18 protein-coding genes are annotated in these 18,192 nt (G+C 39.3%); 6 read left to right on the plus strand and 12 right to left on the minus strand.

Annotation, left to right across the window (positions count from 1 at the left end; genetic code table 11):
* The first annotated feature begins 80 nt into the window (after window positions 1–80).
* Window positions 81–806, plus strand: coding sequence for a hypothetical protein (locus BM073_RS01830; protein WP_139217422.1), 726 nt, complete (start codon window positions 81–83; stop codon window positions 804–806).
* Here the strand turns inward: BM073_RS01830 and BM073_RS01835 are convergent.
* The 5 genes from BM073_RS01835 to BM073_RS01855 all read right to left on the minus strand — a co-directional run bounded on the left by BM073_RS01835 (window position 803) and on the right by BM073_RS01855 (window position 6,748).
* The gene (locus BM073_RS01835; RefSeq protein ID WP_091649455.1) at window positions 803–3,217 is read right to left on the minus strand and encodes an alpha/beta hydrolase; all 2,415 of its coding nucleotides are present in this window, start codon (window positions 3,215–3,217) and stop codon (window positions 803–805) included. The genes BM073_RS01830 and BM073_RS01835 overlap by 4 nt on opposite strands.
* A 19-nt stretch (window positions 3,218–3,236) precedes the next feature.
* Entirely contained in the window at window positions 3,237–3,629 is a 393-nt protein-coding gene (locus BM073_RS01840) for a hypothetical protein (protein WP_091649458.1), read from the minus strand.
* On the minus strand, window positions 3,626–3,967 hold the full coding sequence (locus BM073_RS01845; RefSeq protein ID WP_091649461.1) for a TfoX/Sxy family protein: 342 nt from the start codon (window positions 3,965–3,967) through the stop codon (window positions 3,626–3,628). The genes BM073_RS01840 and BM073_RS01845 overlap by 4 nt, the downstream gene beginning before the upstream one ends.
* A gap of 65 nt (window positions 3,968–4,032) precedes the next feature.
* On the minus strand, window positions 4,033–5,376 hold the full coding sequence (locus BM073_RS01850) for a sensor histidine kinase (protein ID WP_091649464.1): 1,344 nt from the start codon (window positions 5,374–5,376) through the stop codon (window positions 4,033–4,035).
* A complete protein-coding gene (locus BM073_RS01855; protein WP_091649723.1) occupies window positions 5,366–6,748 on the minus strand; it encodes a sigma-54-dependent transcriptional regulator in 1,383 nt (460 codons plus the stop codon). The genes BM073_RS01850 and BM073_RS01855 overlap by 11 nt, the downstream gene beginning before the upstream one ends.
* 194 nt (window positions 6,749–6,942) lie before the next feature.
* Between BM073_RS01855 and BM073_RS01860 the strand changes: the two genes are divergently transcribed.
* On the plus strand, window positions 6,943–7,371 hold the full coding sequence (locus tag BM073_RS01860) for an FKBP-type peptidyl-prolyl cis-trans isomerase (RefSeq protein ID WP_091649466.1): 429 nt from the start codon (window positions 6,943–6,945) through the stop codon (window positions 7,369–7,371).
* 54 nt (window positions 7,372–7,425) lie between these two features.
* Here BM073_RS01860 and BM073_RS01865 read toward each other — a convergent pair whose 3' ends face one another.
* The 4 genes from BM073_RS01865 to rsfS all read right to left on the minus strand — a co-directional run bounded on the left by BM073_RS01865 (window position 7,426) and on the right by rsfS (window position 11,664).
* Window positions 7,426–8,250, minus strand: coding sequence for a hypothetical protein (locus BM073_RS01865; protein ID WP_139217423.1), 825 nt, complete (start codon window positions 8,248–8,250; stop codon window positions 7,426–7,428).
* Between the two features lie 53 nt (window positions 8,251–8,303).
* Window positions 8,304–9,092 carry a UDP-2,3-diacylglucosamine diphosphatase gene (locus BM073_RS01870; RefSeq protein WP_091649472.1) on the minus strand — a complete coding sequence of 263 codons (789 nt, stop codon included), beginning with the start codon at window positions 9,090–9,092 and terminating at the stop codon, window positions 8,304–8,306.
* A gap of 65 nt (window positions 9,093–9,157) precedes the next feature.
* Window positions 9,158–11,251: an ATP-dependent zinc metalloprotease FtsH gene (gene ftsH / locus BM073_RS01875; protein WP_091649475.1), complete on the minus strand. Its 2,094-nt coding sequence runs from the start codon at window positions 11,249–11,251 to the stop codon at window positions 9,158–9,160.
* A gap of 65 nt (window positions 11,252–11,316) precedes the next feature.
* Entirely contained in the window at window positions 11,317–11,664 is a 348-nt protein-coding gene (rsfS, locus tag BM073_RS01880; protein ID WP_091649477.1) for a ribosome silencing factor, read from the minus strand.
* A 61-nt stretch (window positions 11,665–11,725) separates the two neighbouring features.
* Between rsfS and BM073_RS01885 the strand changes: the two genes are divergently transcribed.
* Entirely contained in the window at window positions 11,726–12,496 is a 771-nt protein-coding gene (locus BM073_RS01885) for a biotin--[acetyl-CoA-carboxylase] ligase (RefSeq protein ID WP_091649480.1), read from the plus strand.
* Window positions 12,497–12,571: 75 nt separating this feature from the next.
* Window positions 12,572–13,891 (plus strand): adenosylhomocysteinase, encoded by a 1,320-nt coding sequence (ahcY, locus tag BM073_RS01890; RefSeq protein WP_091649483.1) that lies wholly within the window; start codon window positions 12,572–12,574, stop codon window positions 13,889–13,891.
* A gap of 49 nt (window positions 13,892–13,940) precedes the next feature.
* On the opposite strand, the gene BM073_RS01895 is transcribed toward ahcY, so the two are convergent.
* Window positions 13,941–14,738 carry a hypothetical protein gene (locus tag BM073_RS01895; protein ID WP_091649485.1) on the minus strand — a complete coding sequence of 266 codons (798 nt, stop codon included), beginning with the start codon at window positions 14,736–14,738 and terminating at the stop codon, window positions 13,941–13,943.
* Between the two features lie 194 nt (window positions 14,739–14,932).
* Between BM073_RS01895 and BM073_RS01900 the strand changes: the two genes are divergently transcribed.
* A complete protein-coding gene (locus BM073_RS01900; RefSeq protein ID WP_091649725.1) occupies window positions 14,933–15,805 on the plus strand; it encodes an SDR family oxidoreductase in 873 nt (290 codons plus the stop codon).
* A gap of 52 nt (window positions 15,806–15,857) precedes the next feature.
* Here BM073_RS01900 and BM073_RS01905 read toward each other — a convergent pair whose 3' ends face one another.
* Window positions 15,858–16,919 (minus strand): PAS domain-containing protein, encoded by a 1,062-nt coding sequence (locus BM073_RS01905; protein ID WP_091649488.1) that lies wholly within the window; start codon window positions 16,917–16,919, stop codon window positions 15,858–15,860.
* 71 nt (window positions 16,920–16,990) lie between these two features.
* Between BM073_RS01905 and BM073_RS01910 the strand changes: the two genes are divergently transcribed.
* Window positions 16,991–17,599, plus strand: coding sequence for an HD domain-containing protein (locus BM073_RS01910; protein ID WP_091649491.1), 609 nt, complete (start codon window positions 16,991–16,993; stop codon window positions 17,597–17,599).
* Between the two features lie 53 nt (window positions 17,600–17,652).
* Here BM073_RS01910 and BM073_RS01915 read toward each other — a convergent pair whose 3' ends face one another.
* Window positions 17,653–18,147 (minus strand): DUF4494 domain-containing protein, encoded by a 495-nt coding sequence (locus BM073_RS01915; protein ID WP_091649493.1) that lies wholly within the window; start codon window positions 18,145–18,147, stop codon window positions 17,653–17,655.
* Window positions 18,148–18,192 lie beyond the last annotated feature (45 nt).

Below are 18,192 nucleotides of genomic sequence, written 5' to 3' on the forward strand. Positions count from 1 at the left end.
CAGATATTTGAAATATTTTTTACTAACTTAATAAATGGTGAGTGATTTTTGGAAAAGTTAATTTAAAAAACTCTTTAATCGTGGATCAATCAATCAACCGTTATTCTCATACCCATCTTTGGCTTCTTATTCCATTTTTTATTACCGTTTTAGGGTTTAGCCGATATTGGCTAGGTTTCACTGAAGCGCCATTACATTGGCATTTACACGGTTTAAGCGCCATGACTTGGTATGTGATTTTGATCATTCAACCTTATCTGATTTCAAGAAAAAAAATCTCTGGCCATCGAAAGCTTGGAATATTCGGCGTTTTTGTAGCTGGAGCGGTATTTATTTCAGCCATTCAGGTCATTTCTGGAAATATGAATATCAATGAAGGACCTAGAGTAGCAATCAAATACAGTACTTCCTTATCCGAATTGATGACCATGATCGGCTTTGCATTTGCCGTTTTAGCCGGTATTTATTCGGTCAGAAAAACTGATTTACATGCAGCCTGGATGATTTCAACTGTATTTTGGGTACTTCCACCTGCAACAGTCCGACTCATGTTTCTTGTCTTGATGAAGATCTATAAAAGCCCTGAAAATCTACCTTTACCACCGGTTATTTTGAATGTTCTAAACATCGGACTCCTCCTTTTAATTATTTGCTTTTTGATTTTCAGGCATTACAGAAAGCAAAAAGTTATTTTAATACCCTATGTGGTCGTGGCATTTTTTTCTGTTCTGAGGTTATTTATAATTTTTGGATTGAAAGATTCTCCTTGGGTAGAGTCCTTTATAAAGAGAATTTTTGAAAGTTAATTATCCAATCTCGGCATCAAACCTACCTGATCCAATACCACTACTCCAGCTTCTGATTGATCGAAAATAAAGTGGATTTCCTGAAGTTTTGAAGGGTCAAATAAGGGATTTTTTGAAGCATATTTATTAAGGTCAAACTGATAAAACTGAAATATACTTTCTGTCTCATCCTCTTTATCCAAAAACTGGATTTTCAATACTCTAGACTTGATCAATCGCTGTAAAGGAGAATAATTACTCAAAAGAAACCTGATTTTTTCTCCTTCGCTATCAATCAATTCAATACCGAAATCCAATGGTTGAAGTGGTTTCTCATCATCCTTTTCTTCTTCCTCGTCCTCATCTTCTAGATCAGTTTCTTCACTATTTTCTTCATTATTCTGATTTTCATCGTTTGATTCATTTTTTATCCATTTACCGGAGCTTTTGGGATTGGAACTCTCATCTGATTCTGCCAATGAGAAAATCAAAACCGAGCTGGAATCCGGCCGGAAGCTGTTTTGATCCAAAATCAAAGAATAAACCGAAAGTACAGAGTCAGGAAGTATAGGCTTTACAGAGCCTTCCCAATCCAAAGTATCCCCACCAAATTCTTCATAGTTCCAGCCTAAAAATACCGCTCTCGTGCCCTTCAGACCATATTTAGGGATAACTTCTCCTTCTCTCCACACGCTTAGATTTTTACCAACAGCTTGCCTTCCTTTTGTAAGGGTCTTCACTTCAAAATCCTCATCATAGCCAGCCCAAAATCGACTCCTTGAATCTTCAAATTGGCTCAAATAAATACTTTCAGGCAACCAATTTCTTCCCTTTCTAGCATCTGCAAAAATTGGTAAATATTCCATTTTTTGATTTAGGGTAGTTTCTAAAAAAGCAGAGATAAACACCTCAGCTACCAGCTCCTGATCTTTAACATCCATCAATTGCTTCTTATTCAAGATACCTGAATAAGTAGCTAGAATATCATTGTCTCCCCAGCTACTATTGAACTGGCCGTGATTAGCTCCAGAGATATAGATGCCTGCTTTAAATCGATAAGCCGAATCCGTAAATGAAATGCGCTCATATTGTTTGGCTCCATCGAATGATTCTACATCTGCATCCTGTGCACCGTGAATTCCCAAATAGCTCACATTTTCAAACTTGGTCAAGCTGCTACCAGGCTTGTATTGCCCATCTACCGGAGCTATTGCAATGATGGACTGGATATTGAAATGATAGTCCAATTTGATGCTGGCATCATCAGGATAATAGTCTAGCTGATTTAACATTGCAGCATGGCCCACTGCCTCTCCACCTCTGGAATGCCCAATCAAGGCCAACTTATCTAAATCTACTTTTTGATATAGCTCATGCTGAGGATCTGTGGACCAATCCCTCCATTGTCTTAGATGCTCAAGTAAGATCCACCCTCTTGCATCATTTTCTTTATCCAATCCCTTAGGAAAGTCGGACCAGGATCCATTTAGGAAATTTTCGTCAATTGAAACCAAAATAAAACCTCGGGAAGCCAATAATTCCCCTAAATAATCATAACCCGGATCAGAAAAATCCTGCATGGGATGATTACCATGCACTACCAAAACCAGTGGGAATGGGCCATCTCCTTCAGGCATCCAAACTCTTCCGTTGAGTGGTAATTCCTTAAAATCAAAGCCCCAATAATGAGTTCTGTACTTGCCTGAAATTCCCTCCCAATTGTCCAGAAAGGCCGTCCCATCCACGGACTCAGTTTGATAGCTCACCCCTTCTGCAAATTCTTCTCTCCTAATATCCTTTCCCGAACCATAGGTGAAATAGTTAACTCCATATTCGCCTTTTTCAGCTGGTGGAGGTGCTTCGATTACCGAGATGTTTTCTTCAGCAAGCTTCCCGGCATTGATAATAGGTTTCATTTCCAAACCACGGATACTCAGGAAATAAATAAATGCAATTGCTCCCGCTAAGCCCACAATAGTGCCCAAAAAAACGACCACTTTCTTGGGAGTACTAAGTTTGGGAAAATAACCTTTTTTCAAACTCGCCAATCCTGCACCCAAAAGAGTGAAAATCAGTATTAAGAATAAAAGAATCCTATCATCGCCAAGTCTGGTAACCAGTAAAAGAGGGGCAGCGATGAAAAGTCCAATTTTGAAAAGGCGGGGAAGTTCATTCCATTTATTAAGTAACCAGTTCGAAAGGAAAGCAGCTAAAGTTGCAGCTAAAATGATCACTAAACCCAGTAATAAGATCCAAGGATCCCTGAAATTTAAAACCATCCCGACTGTTTCTATCAGGAAAAAAATCAGTGAACCAAAGATCAATCCTATCCCTGCTCCTTTGAAGGCATGATCTCCAGGGCTTATTTTTTTGAGTTGTTTGAGAATCCAGTTTTTCGCGATTAAAAAATAGGCCTTGGTTTTGGATAGCATATTTGAAAATATTGGGTTATTAGAGATATATTTTAGGGGGGGATATTTTTAAAATGATCCAAGCTGCCAAGCCTGTTTCAATAAGACTCAATGGAATAGCAAAGGGCAAAATCTTTAGTGGAAGCACCAGCATATTTCCTGTGACAATCCACATCAATACAAAACCACCCAGCCAGGATATCCATAAGGTTTGAAGAAGTGAATATTTTCGGCTTATAAAAAATATAAAGCATGCAAATGCTATAGACCAAATTCCCCAAATAGCTCCATTGATGGGTTCATCTGGGAAATTAAGCCCCAAGCCTTCATAGTGACTTGTCCAAATGCCTTTCAAAAGGTATTCGTTTCTAAAAAACTCAGAAATACTAATCCAAACACTGGCTGACAATATGGCAATGATGGCGTTTTTCAATGCGCTTTTCTGTTAAATTCCAAGGCTTTATTTACCCAAAAATCCAAGCCCTCCTCAGAGTCAATTCCTTCTGCATCTACAAACAAGAACCCTTTCATAGCCTTGCCGGTGAAATCCATTTCCCGAGCTTCTTTTTTTTGTAAGAGTTGCTCGTATTCTTCATTTCCCACCTTGACCATTAATTGATCCTCTTCTGTTTCTTTATTGGTGAGAATGCCGATACACATCTTATGATTGACCATAAAGGCCAATCCTCCCATCATTTTGATTTCTCCAGTGACGGGTGAATTTCTGAGCCTTTGTCTGACTCTATCAGCCAAATGTTCGCTGTAGGCCATAATAGATTTGCTGGGTGCACTATAATTTAGAAAAAATACTTCAATTCGCGTATTTATTCATTTGATTATCCATTGAATATCAGTTTGAAGACTGTTCCTTCTCCGATTGTAGAACGAACCTGAATATTGCCCTTATGTCTCCTCATAATCTGCTTGGAGAGGGAGAGACCAATGCCCGAGCCTTTCTTTTTGGTAGTGAAAAATGGAATAAAAATTTTACCCAGGGCTTCTTCTTCGATTCCTTTTCCAGTGTCACAGACCTCAATAATTATTTTTCCTGCCTCATCTATAAATGCCCTGAGACGGATAATTTTCTCATCCGAATCCTCAACTGCCTGTATGGCATTTTGAGTCAAATTGATCATTACCTGCTCGATTTGGGTTTGATCTCCAAATAGAATTAATTCTTCAGGATCAATTTCTTTGATAAGATGGATTTCGCCTGCCTGTATTTGATGGTGAAGCAGGGTTTCCAATTGCTCAAAAAGGTTAGAAATTCTAATGCTGGAAAATTTCGGGGGCGGGATATGAGCCAAGCTTCTAAAGTCCGAAACAAAGCTAATCAATCCCTCTGAGCGCTTTTCGATGGTAGTGATTCCCATCAGGTAATCTTCCAGATCAGAAGGGTTCAAACCCTCATTTTTTTCCAATTGATTTTCCAATTCGCCCTTAAGTGTTCCGGCTAAGGAAGAAATAGGAGCGATGGAATTCATGATTTCATGAGTTAGAATCTTGACCAAATTCTGCCATGCTTCCATTTCCTTTTCTTCCAATTCAGATTGAATGTTTTGAAGGGAAACCAACTTGAATTTTTCTCCCCGCATCAAAAGTTCAATCACATAAACAGACAGCTGCATGATCCCATCGGGATGAGCGATTTTGATCAATTCACTTCCTCCAGTACGCAAACTTTTAATCGCCAGAAAAAGCTCTTTATTGAGGTTTTCTATTTGATCAACGTTTTTGAGCTCATCCACATTCAAAATCCTCTTGGCGGAGGTATTCATGATTTGGATTTCACCATTTTCACCAAAAGTGATCAAGCCAATGCTGAGATGCTTGAAGACTGAGCGGAAGTATTGATAATTTGCCTCTTTTTCTGCCTGATCTTCCTTGAGTTTGGCCAAAATCGCATTGAATTCAATGTGAAGGTCATCAGTTTCAGTTCCGTCAAATTTTACTGGATAAACCTGGGAATACTTATCCTGCTTAATGTTGTCCAAAAAAGTCCTTACTTTTTTGAATGAACTCTCAGAATATCGAAGTAAAAAAATGATTTGAATAATCACCATAATGATGAAAAGGGAAATCATGAAGACTCCCCATTCATCAATAATGGTATAGGCTAAAAAAAAGAGTGATCCGGCTAAAAGGGCGATTCGCCCCAGTAAGCCAACTTTATAATCCATATTTTTCTAATCGTCTGTACAAAGATGCACGGGTCAAGCCCAGCTCTTTTGCTGCTTTGGAAATATTACCTCCGTTTTTATCAATTGCACGCTGAATCGTACTTCTTTCCATATCATCCAGATTCAGGGTATTGGAAACTGGAGCTTTTTCTGAAGCAGGCTTGGCAGAAAGGAAGAAGAAATCTCTTGAGTCTAATTGATTTCCTTCTGCCATAATGATAGCCCTTTCTATGGCATGCTGAAGTTCCCGAATATTACCAGGCCAAGGATAGCGCTGAAGTAACTCCATAGCAGAGGAAGTAAAGCTGCTAAACTCCTTTCTATACTTTTGACTGTATTGCTTTAGGAAGTGATTAGCTAATTGTGGTATATCATCCTGTCTTTCTCTCAAAGGCGGAAGGAAAATTTCAACTGTATTGATCCGGTACAGCAAATCCTGTCTGAAAGTATTCTCCATGACCATTTCATGCACATGCATATTGGTAGCACAAATGAGACGGATATCAACTGGAATGGCCTTGTTGGTTCCAATTCTAGTCACCTCTCTTTTTTGCAATACAGTCAATAATTTAGACTGAAGGGGCATGGATAAATTCCCGATTTCATCCAGGAAAAGAGTGCCTTTATCCGCAATCTCGAATCTACCTGCTCTATCATCTTTTGCATCCGTAAATGCGCCCCTTTTGTGACCGAAAAGCTCGGATTCAAACAAGGTTTCTGTGATTGCTCCCATGTCTACTCCAACGAAGATTTCGTCCTTTCTCAGAGATCTTTCGTGAATGGCTCTGGCAATCAATTCTTTACCAGTACCGTTTTCGCCTAAGATCAAGACATTGGCATCAGTTTGTGCTACCTTATCTATGATGGAAAAGATGTTTTTCATCGAAGCACTGCTCCCGATGATATCTGTGTAAGGTTTTTTGAGATCGGACTGAAGCTGCTTTTGCTTTTTCTGAAGCTTGTCTACTTCATTGTAAGATTCTTTCAACCTAACCGCTGCAGAAAGTGTGGCCAAGAGTTTTTCATTTTGCCAGGGCTTCAAGATAAAATCCGTAGCACCTTCTTTGAGTGCCTGAACAGCCATTTCCACATCGCCAAATGCCGTGATTAAAATTACGACAGCTTTTGGGTCTATTTCTTTGATTTGACTTAGCCAGAAAAATCCCTCTTTTCCAGAAGTGGTGTCCTCCCGAAAATTCATGTCCAAAAGAATTACATCGTAGTTGTTATTATTGATCAAAAATGGAATTCTTCTCGGATCCTTTTCAATAGTCACTTCCTTTGCATGCTTTTTCAAAAGCATTTTGGCAGCAAATAATAAGTCCTCGTTATCGTCAATAATTAATATTTTGCCAAGATCTTGATTCTCCATGATTGTCTGTTTTGCCATGTAATAGGGGAAAATGATGCCAATACGCTTCTAAGCCTAATTTCAGCATTTTTCATTAAAAAGTGTTCGCAAGTGTACATATTTATAATGATTTCGGACACTATGCTTCGGAACTGTTCGGTTTTCCTTCCCCAACTATAATTTGTACCTTTGTCTTTTAACAAAAACAATAAATTATCATGCAAGCAAAAAAAGGTGACAATGTGCAAGTGCACTACACCGGAAAACTAGAAGACGGGAGTGTGTTTGATTCTTCAGTTCAGAGAGAGCCACTTGGCTTTACTGTAGGTGGAGGACAAATGATTCAAGGATTCGATGCGGCTGTTCACGGGATGGCTGTGGGTGATAAAAAAACTGTAACTATTCCTGCCGCTGAAGCTTATGGCGAGCGTAGAGATGATATGATGATTGATGTGCCAAAAACTCAGGTGCCTGCTGATATCAAACCGGAAATTGGAATGCAGTTAAGCCTACAGGGGCCTAACGGTCAACCAATGCCAGTGATTGTAACTCACGTAGATGAGGAGAAAATCACATTGGACGCGAACCATCAATTGGCTGGAAAAGATTTAATCTTTGATATTGAATTGGTGAAAATCGGATAATTATATCCCACCAAATCCAAAAAAATCCCCTTAGAGCTATTCTTTGGGGATTTTTTATTGCTTTTGTTTAAGTTCTTGTGGTACTCGGAAGACCTGAATCCTGTTTTTATGAGTCAAAGTCATAAATTCTTGTCCAATCTGTATACCTTCAAATTCAGCATTTGGTATTTGAACTGCCGGTCTTTTCTCTAAAGTCTGTAGGTTTAAAGTCCAAATAAAGCCATCTTCCAACCAAAGCAACTGTTCCTGAAAGTAGCAGAGTCTTTCCTGATTTTTTAAATCAAATTTCTTGATAAAATTCCCTTGATTATCAAAAACGTATACGCCCGAACTGGGAATATTCATGAAAAGGCGATTCTTAAATTCTCTGATTTCGGTGACAGATAAGCTTTCCGAATTGAGAATTAGGTTTAAAGGCTGGGAATCTAGTATGGTATTTCTCAGGTAGTCTAATCTCTTTAAGCTAAAATCAGATTCATCCCAAATCCATATCACATTGTTATTTCCTAAAGTTGCTGCTTTGGCTAAGGTGACGTTGACTTGCAAAAAACCATTTTCAGCCAAGGGATTTAAAAACCTATCTAGGATTCTATACTGCTGCAAGTCTGAAGAAAAGGTGAAAATATTCACAGTCCAAGCAGCTTCGAGTTGATGCAGTTGTCCCTGATGAGGAGGAGAAAAGTAATTTTTTTCTATTCCTTTCGAATCAAAAAGGAAAATATCTCCTTGAATATTGCTTGCAAAAATCTGATCCTTGGTATCAAAGGAAACCAAACTCAATTGATTGACTTCCCAATCGGCTATCGGGCTGGATAATACTGCCTCCTGAGCAAACAATCTCAGAGGTAATAGAAAAAAAACTATCCAGCAATATTTCATGGCTTACCCTATTTCAATGCAATTTCAGGAATTTAGCATGCTTTACTCAAAAACTAATATTCTGCAGGTGCTTTGAATTTTTTTAGCTCAGCCTTTCTACCGTCAAACTCAAGATAGGTGAACTGGCTGACCCATTCTCCTAAGTTGAAATATGTCGCATGATCGCCAACTTCTAGTTCTAAAGGAAGATGCCTATGTCCAAAGATGTAAAGATCATGATGTCTCTTGGATTCCAAGTCTTTGCAGTATTGCCAAAGCCATTCTTCTTCTCCCAAAAACCGATCTTCCCCTTTTTCAGAATTGGTTATCCTGCTTTTTCCTGACCAGGCTTTTGCAAGCTTGATTCCCAGATCAGGATGAATCCATCTAAAGAGCCATTGTGCAACAGGATTGACAAATATCTTTTTTAAGAATTTATACGAATGATCTCCCGGTCCCAATCCATCACCATGACCTACCAATAGGGTCTTATCATTGACCATGAGCTCAATGGGGTGATGATAAACGGGGATTCCAAGTTCCTCCGTAAAATAGTCCTTCATCCATAAGTCATGATTCCCTGTGAAAAACAGGATAGGTATTCCAGCTTCTCTCAGTTGTTGGATTTTTGAAATGAAGGGGATAAAGCCTTTGGGAACGACTTCTTTGTACTCGAACCAAAAATCAAAAATATCACCTACCAGAAAAATAGCAGCAGCATCTGATTGAATGGAATCAAGCCATTGAATAATCTTTTTTTCACGGCTTTTGCTTGCTTCAGAAGACGGTGCTCCCAAATGAAAATCAGAGGCGAAATAGATTTTTTTCTCTTTTAGGGAAAAATTCTGCAGATGGGAAAACATTCGGAAAGATAGATTTCAGAAACAAAAATAAAAAGCCCCGTCTAAAACGGGGCTTTTGTTGGAAATCATTTTTCAGTTTTTGTATCCGTTTCGGAAACTGTGACTGAATCTGTTTCATTTGATTCTTTTTCCTCTGATTCTTTTTCCTCCGATTCAGAAGCTTTGACTTTAGGTTCGGAATCTTTGCTTTCAGGAGCTACCACATCTTTTTTATTGGTGTAAGCCTGATAGGTAGTTTCTTTGGCAAATGGTCTCTTTCCGATTAGTTTTTCAAGATCAGACTGGAATAAGATTTCCTTTTCCAAAAGTTCTTTAGCCAAAGTCTCCAATTCGCCTTTCTTCTCTCTCAATAATTCCAAAGTACGCTGATAAGCAAATTCAATCAGTTTGTGCACTTCCTGATCAATCATCTCAGCAGTAGCTTCAGAATAAGGTTTAGTCATTTTATAGCCATCACTCTTGCTATCGTAGAATGAAATATTTCCTAATTTCTCATTCATTCCATAAACTGAAACGATAGAATAAGCCATTTTGGTGATTCTCTCCAAATCGCTCAAAGCTCCAGTAGAGATCTTTCCGAATATGATTTCTTCTGCAGCTCTACCTCCCAAAGTCATACACATCTCATCAATGAGTTGCTCGGTTTGGTATAGGAACTGCTCCTTAGGAAGGTATTGTGCATAGCCTAAAGCAGCTACACCTCTTGGAACGATACTTACCTTCACCAATGGGTCTGCATGCTCTAAGAACCAGCCTGCAACAGCATGACCAGCCTCGTGATATGCCACAATTTTCTTCTCTTCCGGAGAGATAATTTTATTCTTTTTCTCCAAACCGCCGATTACACGATCCACTGCATCCTGGAAATCCTGCATGTCTACTGCAGTTTTATTCCTTCTTGCGGCGATCAAGGCAGCCTCATTACAAACGTTGGCGATTTCTGCTCCGGCAAAGCCCGGAGTCTGAGCAGCCAGTTTTTTAGGATCCACATCATCGGATGTTTTGATAGGCTTCAGGTGAACTTTGAAAATCGCCTCTCTACCTACAATATCCGGCTTATCAATGGAGATTTGTCTGTCAAATCGTCCAGGTCTCAATAAGGCGCTATCCAATACATCCGGTCTGTTGGTTGCTGCCACAACGATTACTCCTGTGTCAGTTCCAAAACCATCCATCTCCACCAATAGGGAGTTCAAGGTATTTTCTCGCTCGTCATTCGAACCTGGCATTTGACCCTTTCCTCTGGATCTACCGATTGCGTCGATTTCATCTATGAAAATGATACATGGTGCCTTTTCTTTGGCTTGCTTAAATAAGTCTCTAACTCTAGCTGCACCCACACCGACGAACATTTCGACAAAGTCAGAACCAGACAATGTAAAGAAAGGAACACCAGCCTCACCTGCTACGGCTTTTGCTAATAATGTCTTACCGGTTCCAGGAGGTCCTACCAATAAAGCACCTTTAGGAATCTTACCCCCGAGTTTGGTGAATTTGGAAGGGTTTTTTAGAAATTCTACAATCTCCTGAACCTCTTCTTTGGCCTCATCCAGTCCTGCCACATTATCAAATGTGATTTTGACTTTATTCTCTGCATCAAAAAGTTGTGCTTTGGATTTTCCAACATTGAAAATCTGTCCACCCGGTCCTGATGGTCCAGCCATTCTTCGCATCATAAACCAGAAGAAAACGAATAAAAGAATGAGAAAGCCGAAGCTTCCAAACCAACTACTCCAGTTCTCTTCCGTAGTGACTGAGTATCCAATTCGCTCCTCGTCCGGTCTCTGCTCTTCCATGGCACCAAAGTCAGTAGCAAACTTATCCCAAGAAACAACCTGTAGGGAATAATGAGGCCCGTTTGGATTGAAAAAAGTGGAATTCGATTCTAGTTCACCTTTATATTTTTCTTTAGACAAAGCGGCTGGCTTCAGGGTAATATCTACTCTGTCCATATTTTTGACGATCATGACCTTGGCTACGTCACCAGCCGTGTACATGTCTTCAAAACGCTTTTGAGTGATGTCCACCATAGCACCTCTTTGATTGATCCAAGTAAGTCCAATCAGCACCATGACTGCCACCACAATTAACCAAAGCTGAAAGTTTGGCTTCTGAGGCGGTTTGGGGACAAATTTTTTGCTTTTATTATTTTCGCTCATTGATTGATAAGTAATTCTCTAAACTTAAGGTAAAACGGTTTGATCTGGTTAAAGTTTGAGGGATTTTAACCAACTCGGGTAACTTTCGCATCTCCCCATAATTCCTCCAGACCATAATACTCTCTTTTGTCCTTCAGAAATATGTGAGCTACTACGTCCACATAGTCCATCAAAATCCATTGTTTACCACTTTTGCCTTCCACTCTGAAAGGGCTGGATTCTCCCGCTTTGAAAGCCATTTCTTCGATAGAATCGGAAATTGCCTCGATTTGAGTGTCTGAGTTGCCGGAGCAAATCACAAAAAAATCGCTTACGGTATTCTTAATTTTTCTTAGATCCATCACCACGATATTGGAGGCCTTTTTTTCCTCCATACCTTTGACGATGATTTTGCTCAGCTGTTCTGCTGTCATATTTATATTTTAATTTTGCAATGCCTGTAAATCTAATCGGTATCAGGCAAACCAAAAACATATGTATAAAATTCTTGCCAATACCATTTTTTTGGGAAAAGATGTTCATTTCCTGTCAGACTGTCACTCAACCAATGACATTGCATTCCAATTAGTCAGGGAAGGCAAAGCCAAAGAAGGGAGTATAGTCATCTGTGAAAACCAAACACAAGGGAAAGGACAAAGGGGAAATATCTGGAAGGTGGAGCCGGGTAAAAACCTGACTTTTTCTCTCGTTTTATGCCCAAATTTTATGGATGTTTCGGAACAATTTTTTCTAAATATGGCTGTTTCAAATGGGATTAGGCAAGTTTTAAGTGAGTATTTGCCTCTTATTCAAATCAAATGGCCCAACGACTTCATTGTACCTGGAGAAGGTAAAATAGGAGGGATGTTGATTGAAAACTCTTATAGTGGAAAAGGATGGGAGTTTGCAGTGGTTGGGGTAGGTTTGAATATCAATCAATTGAACTTTGATATATCTGGCCCTAGCTCCTTGAGAAAAATTACGGGGTCAGAATTTAATCTGGAGGAGATTTTTAGGCTATTGATCACTCAAATAGAGCAGTCTTACATAGCCTTAAAAAAGAGAAAGTGGGCTGAATTGAAAACAGAATATTTAAACCATCTGTTTCTATTTCAAGAGAAAGCAGTTTTCAACCATAAAAATGACTCTTTCTCAGGAAAAATTGTCAATGTGCGGCCAAACGGGCAGTTGGAAATGGAGTTGGAAAATGGTGAAAATCAATATTTTGATTTCAAAGAAATTCAATTTCCGGTTTATCATACCTAATTTTAATTTCCGGGTTTTAAGCGGTACCTTTGCAAAAGTTTTTGAAAACGTCTTGTATTAAATAACTATATCACTATGTCAGAAATTAAGTCTGAAAAATTTATTCAGTATAAAGTAAAAGACATTTCTCTTGCCGATTGGGGGAGAAAAGAGATCAAATTAGCGGAAGCTGAAATGCCTGGTTTGATGGCATTGAGAGAAGAATTCGGTGCTTCCCAGCCATTGAAAGGAGCTAGAATTGCAGGTTGTCTTCACATGACAATCCAAACCGCTGTCTTGATCGAGACTTTGGTTGCTCTAGGAGCTGAAGTTACTTGGTCTTCTTGTAACATTTTTTCTACTCAGGATCATGCTGCAGCGGCAATCGCAGCGGCTGGAATCCAAGTTTATGCTTGGAAAGGAATGACTGCTGAGGAATTCGATTGGTGTATCGAGCAGACTCTTTTCTTCGGAGAAGATCGACAGCCATTGAATATGATCTTAGATGATGGAGGCGATTTGACCAACATGGTGTTGGATCAATATCCTGAGCTAGTAGCTGGTATCAGAGGTCTATCTGAAGAAACCACTACAGGTGTTCACAGATTGTATGAAAGAATGAAGAATGGTACTCTTCCAATGCCTGCGATCAATGTCAATGACTCTGTTACTAAGTCTAAATTTGATAACAAATATGGCTGTAAGGAATCATTGGTAGATGCTATCAGAAGAGCAACTGATGTGATGATGGCTGGAAAAGTAGCTGTTGTTGCTGGATACGGAGACGTAGGAAAAGGTTCTGCTGCTTCTTTGAGAGGTGCTGGAGCAAGAGTTATTGTAACTGAAATCGACCCGATCTGTGCGCTTCAGGCTGCTATGGATGGTTATGCTGTGAAGAAAATGGTTGACGCTGTGAAAGAAGCAGATATCGTTGTAACAGCTACCGGTAACAAGGATATTATCACGGGCGAGCACTTCAAAGCAATGAAGGATAAGGCTATCGTTTGTAACATTGGCCACTTCGATAATGAGATCGACATGGCTTGGATGAATAAAAACTATGGTCACACAAAAAATGTGATCAAGCCTCAGGTAGACCTTTATGATTTGGATGGAAAAGAATTGATCATTTTGGCTGAAGGCCGATTGGTGAATTTGGGATGTGCTACTGGACACCCTTCTTTTGTGATGTCCAATTCTTTCACAAACCAAACCTTAGCTCAGTTGGAGCTTTGGGAAAAGCATGAAGAATATAAGCCTGGTGTTTATGTGCTTCCTAAGCATTTGGATGAGAAAGTAGCTGCATTGCACCTTTCCAAATTGGGTGTTGAACTCGATACTCTTTCTGAAGATCAAGCCAAATATATTGGTGTTGAAGTAGAAGGGCCATTCAAGCCTGAATACTATAGATATTAATTCGTTAAGAATTAAAGTATCAAAGCCCCGAAGTGATTCGGGGCTTTTTTTATGGATTGAGAAGTAATTTTCTTCCGTCGGAGAGCTGAGCAAAGGCATCTACTTTGCAACTGTCTTTTGCCACATATTCCAAAGAGTGAAGAACTGATTTGCCGGGTTCTCTACTGATTCTCCAAGATTCTTTTCCAGCACGGGGATAAACTTTTCCTGACCTGATACAGGTCGCTTCCAATTTTCTAGGAGAATCCACAAACAGTTGGATAGATCGACCTACGGGGTTTATTCCTGTAACTTCCCCCGTACTATTGATGGTATTGATTCCAAAAAGTGTCCTTGAAATTTGATGAGTTAAGTTTCCATTGATGGTTGTTCCTGCTTCATTTTTTGAAATAATTCTGAGACCTTCAAAGGATTCTTGAATTTCTATTAAACTTTTGGGAGTAAAGGTCCTGATTCCCTGAATTTTAAACTCTCCAAACTGATAATCCTGATAAGTTAGTGTCCAGCTTGAGCTAGGTGAATTGAGTCCGTATTGAAGAATGATTTTCCCTTTTCGCTCTACTTGATTTTTGATTTCACAAGCGACTTTTGTGTCGAAGTTGAGGGTAACAGTTCTGGTGGATTCAGTGAAAGTAACTGTTGGACACCCTGGAATAATCGTATTGGGAGACTGGTAATCTCCATATCGCAGGATAGCAAAAAAAAGAGACTCGCTGATATTGAGGGAATTATCTAGTAATTGCCTCGCTTCCACTGGAAGATTGGTTTGGATAGTTCTATCCACATCATCCTGACAGGAGCTTAATCCAATACTTGCAAATAACGCCCAGAAAAGAATTCGTTTCATCAGTTTATTATTTGTTTTTAAGCTTTAGCCTATTTTCATAGCTTGAGATACTTTCTGATTCTTAAACTAGAAAATGATCAAAGGCTCAGTCAAACTTTTTAAATCATCTTAAAATTTAATTCGCATCGGCCTTAATATTCTTTCAATTACCAGGCCGAGTCTTTATCTTGGAGAAAGATAAATCCAAAATTTCTATGATTTTAAACGAAGGCATGCTCAAGGAAGGGGCATTAAAAGGTAAAAATATTTTGATCACAGGAGGGGGTACCGGATTGGGACGCTCTATGGGTGAGTATTTTTTGGAACTAGGAGCAAATCTCATTATCACCTCAAGAAAACTGGATGTTTTAAATGCAACAGCTGAGGAGATGATGAAGGAGAAAGGAGGGAAGGTTCTTCCGCTAGCCTGTGACGTCAGGGAAATTGATCAGGTGGAGAAAATGTGGGAAGATGCTACCAAAGAGTTTGGGCAAATCCATGTAGTATTAAATAATGCCGCGGGTAATTTTATCAGTCCAACGGAGCGGCTTTCCACCAATGCTTTCAATACGGTTTTGGATATAGTTCTTAAAGGTACATCACAAGTCACTTTAACTGCAGGAAAGGACTGGATCGCCAAAAAGCAGAATGGAACATTTTTGAATATTGTAACCACCTATGCATGGACTGGATCAGGTTACGTGGTGCCTTCAGCAGCTGCCAAAGCCGGAGTATTGGCTATGACAAGGTCTTTGGCCGTAGAGTGGGCCAAGTATGGAATCAGATCCAATGCTATTGCCCCGGGACCATTTCCTACAGAGGGTGCATGGAGTAGACTTCTTCCAGGGGATTTGGTGAAAAAGTTTGATCCTGCCAAGAAAGTGCCGGTGGGAAGAGTTGGAGAACATCAGGAACTGGCAAATTTGGCTGCTTATCTAGTTTCAGATTTTAGCTCCTTTGTCAATGGAGAAGTAATGACCATAGATGGTGGAGAATGGTTGAAAGGAGCTGGAGAATTTAATAATCTGGATCAGATTCCTCAAGAAATGTGGGATATGCTTGAAGCGAGTAGAGGAAAAAAAGCATGAGCCCCAAAGTGATTTGGGGCTACCTCAAAGCAAAATGGAAAATAAGGAATCTCTAATCCAAGTCTAAAGAGGAAGAGATTCCCTCTTTTTCAAATGTTTTGTTTTGATTGACGGACTCTTTGATACTTTTCTTTAATGCTTGATCGAGCTTCTGAGTCTCTTTCTTGATGATTTCGACAATTCTTTTGGACTCAATGGATTGTTGCTCTATGTCCAACACATCTAATAGCCCCATGATGTTGGCCACTTTAGCTCTTAGGGTGTGAGATTGCTGAAATGCCAAGTCCTTGAGGAAATAATGGTGCTCTTTTAACCAAAGCTCTTGCTTTTTCTTTTCTGTAATATCCAAAATTACTCCCTGAACTTTCTTAGGAAGATGCTCTTTGGTCCACTGAATAGTCCGACCAAAAGCCATGATCCAGATAGTTTGATTTCTTTTGGAAATCAACCTGAATTCCCGTTTGAAAGGGATGTTACCAAAACTTTTGAAATGCTTGGTTAAATCAATGGTTAACTGTTTGAAATCTTCCGGATGAATGTGTTTTTCCCATGAGATTTTTTCAGATGACAAAATTTCTTCTTCTGAATATCCCAGCGTTTGAGCTAGTCCTGAAGAGATGGTATTTGATTTTTCAAAAGGGTTGAACTCCCAAAATCCCAATAGTCTATCTTCAAGGATAGTATCCATGATTTCATTGGCGGAGTCCTCACTGTCCATGAAATCACCCAAACCGATGTTATATGGTTTTTGAGTTTCAATTGGATGCCCTATTCCAAGACAGGTTCCTATCTCTGAGCTTAAAAAGAAAAATTCCCATTTGGTCTTAATTAAATTCCCTGATGGGTAAGAGATTTTCTGAAGATCCACCACAAAAGATTGATGGTGGTTTTGCCATGCTTTTAAGCGGTTATTTTCATATTTTACCCAATCAGAAGAAAGAAAGCAGTCTGCAAATTGAATGGGTCTGTCTTTTTTCTCGAAAAGCGATGGGGTAGGTCCCAGTCCTGAATCTGAATTCAATACAATCCCATTTTTATCCAAGGTTACTTGCATCAAGTAATCTGACCTTATGGCAAATTGAGCCAAGTAGTGGATGGATTTGGGGTGATTCATTTTCAAAAATACATAAAAAACAAATCAAATTACATAAAATATATTATAAAATACATTAAAAAGTATATGAAATGAATAATTCTGCAATGAATTTAAATAGAACTGAGTTTGGAGATCCTCAAAACAGCGGAAATGTGATTTCCGAAAATGAGGCATTTGAACTTTTGCATGCATGGGTAGAAAATGAAAAACTAATTGCTCATATGAGGCAGGTAGGACATTTGATGCGCTCTTATGCAAAAGAAAAAGCCTATTCAGAGGATGTTCAGCATAAATGGTTTTTGGCTGGATTACTCCATGATGCGGACTGGGAAAAGTGGCCCGAAACGCATTGTAATAAGATTGTGGAGGAATTAGAGGATAGAAATATTGATCCTGAAATCATCAGAGCTATTGCATCCCATGGTCCTAAATACTTTGGTGTAGATCCAAAAACAGAAATGGATAAAATGCTCTATGCCTTTGATGAATTGAGTGGTTTGATTCATGCTTACTCCCTGATGAGACCCAATGGCTATGAAGGAATGGAAGTCAAAGGAGTGAAAAAGCGACTCAAGGATAAAACTTTCGCAGCACAGGTAAGTAGAGAAGATATTGCTGATGCTTGTGAGCGAGCTGAGATTTCATTGGATGATTTAATCCAATTTATTGTAAGGCATCAAATTGATGCTCTTTCTTAAATAAAAAAATAAATCCCCCAGAGGCAGGCTTTGGGGGATTTGTAAGAGAGTTTTTAATCTTCTTCCTCAGCTTCTTGTTCCAGAGGTTTGAAATTTCCCGGAGGCAAAGCCAGTTCCTCATCTTTTTCGTAAGGGAAGACTTCTACAATTGGGCTTTCAGTGATGTCAGGCACTCGGAAACTTACCAGCATATTGCTGAGACTTTCCTGAATTCTATCGAATGCTTGTTTGACATCTTCGGCAGTGACTATCATGTATTGTGTCACCTTTTTTTCTTTGCCACTTTCTCCATCTGCTACCAAGTAGGTGATTTTGCATTTGTGCCATAGATCTGCATCCTCGTAGAAGAACACATCCACTATATTACTCTTGCTAATTCCAGTCACCTGAAAGTCTCCACGAATCTGAGAGCCAAGTCTATCGTATAAAATTGCTTCAGCTTCAGTAAAAGACACTGCATCTACCAAGTACTGCTCGGATATATTTTTGAGCAAGCCCTGCTCATTTTCTTTTGCATATTTTACTTTGCACAAAAACCAAGTTCTCATATCATTCTAATTTGAGCCTGAAGGTAAAAGTTATAGATCGAAAGG

Origin of the sequence: Algoriphagus ornithinivorans, assembly GCF_900115305.1 — a bacterium.
In the GTDB taxonomy this organism is placed as follows: domain Bacteria; phylum Bacteroidota; class Bacteroidia; order Cytophagales; family Cyclobacteriaceae; genus Algoriphagus; species Algoriphagus ornithinivorans.

Bases quoted from the DNA above. Each gene is read 5' to 3' on its own strand.
- ahcY (WP_091649483.1), top strand. From the start codon at position 12,572: ATGTCAGAAATTAAGTCTGAAAAATTTATTCAGTATAAAGTAAAAGAC.
- BM073_RS01845 (WP_091649461.1), bottom strand. From the start codon at position 3,967: ATGGCCTACAGCGAACATTTGGCTGATAGAGTCAGACAAAGGCTCAGA.
- BM073_RS01900 (WP_091649725.1), top strand. From the start codon at position 14,933: ATGATTTTAAACGAAGGCATGCTCAAGGAAGGGGCATTAAAAGGTAAA.
- BM073_RS01915 (WP_091649493.1), bottom strand. From the start codon at position 18,147: ATGAGAACTTGGTTTTTGTGCAAAGTAAAATATGCAAAAGAAAATGAG.
- BM073_RS01855 (WP_091649723.1), bottom strand. From the start codon at position 6,748: ATGGAGAATCAAGATCTTGGCAAAATATTAATTATTGACGATAACGAG.
- BM073_RS01835 (WP_091649455.1), bottom strand. From the start codon at position 3,217: ATGCTATCCAAAACCAAGGCCTATTTTTTAATCGCGAAAAACTGGATT.
- rsfS (WP_091649477.1), bottom strand. From the start codon at position 11,664: ATGACAGCAGAACAGCTGAGCAAAATCATCGTCAAAGGTATGGAGGAA.
- BM073_RS01910 (WP_091649491.1), top strand. From the start codon at position 16,991: ATGAATAATTCTGCAATGAATTTAAATAGAACTGAGTTTGGAGATCCT.
- BM073_RS01905 (WP_091649488.1), bottom strand. From the start codon at position 16,919: ATGAATCACCCCAAATCCATCCACTACTTGGCTCAATTTGCCATAAGG.
- ftsH (WP_091649475.1), bottom strand. From the start codon at position 11,251: ATGAGCGAAAATAATAAAAGCAAAAAATTTGTCCCCAAACCGCCTCAG.
- BM073_RS01865 (WP_139217423.1), bottom strand. From the start codon at position 8,250: ATGAAATATTGCTGGATAGTTTTTTTTCTATTACCTCTGAGATTGTTT.
- BM073_RS01895 (WP_091649485.1), bottom strand. From the start codon at position 14,738: ATGAAACGAATTCTTTTCTGGGCGTTATTTGCAAGTATTGGATTAAGC.
- BM073_RS01870 (WP_091649472.1), bottom strand. From the start codon at position 9,092: ATGTTTTCCCATCTGCAGAATTTTTCCCTAAAAGAGAAAAAAATCTAT.
- BM073_RS01850 (WP_091649464.1), bottom strand. From the start codon at position 5,376: ATGGATTATAAAGTTGGCTTACTGGGGCGAATCGCCCTTTTAGCCGGA.
- BM073_RS01885 (WP_091649480.1), top strand. From the start codon at position 11,726: ATGTATAAAATTCTTGCCAATACCATTTTTTTGGGAAAAGATGTTCAT.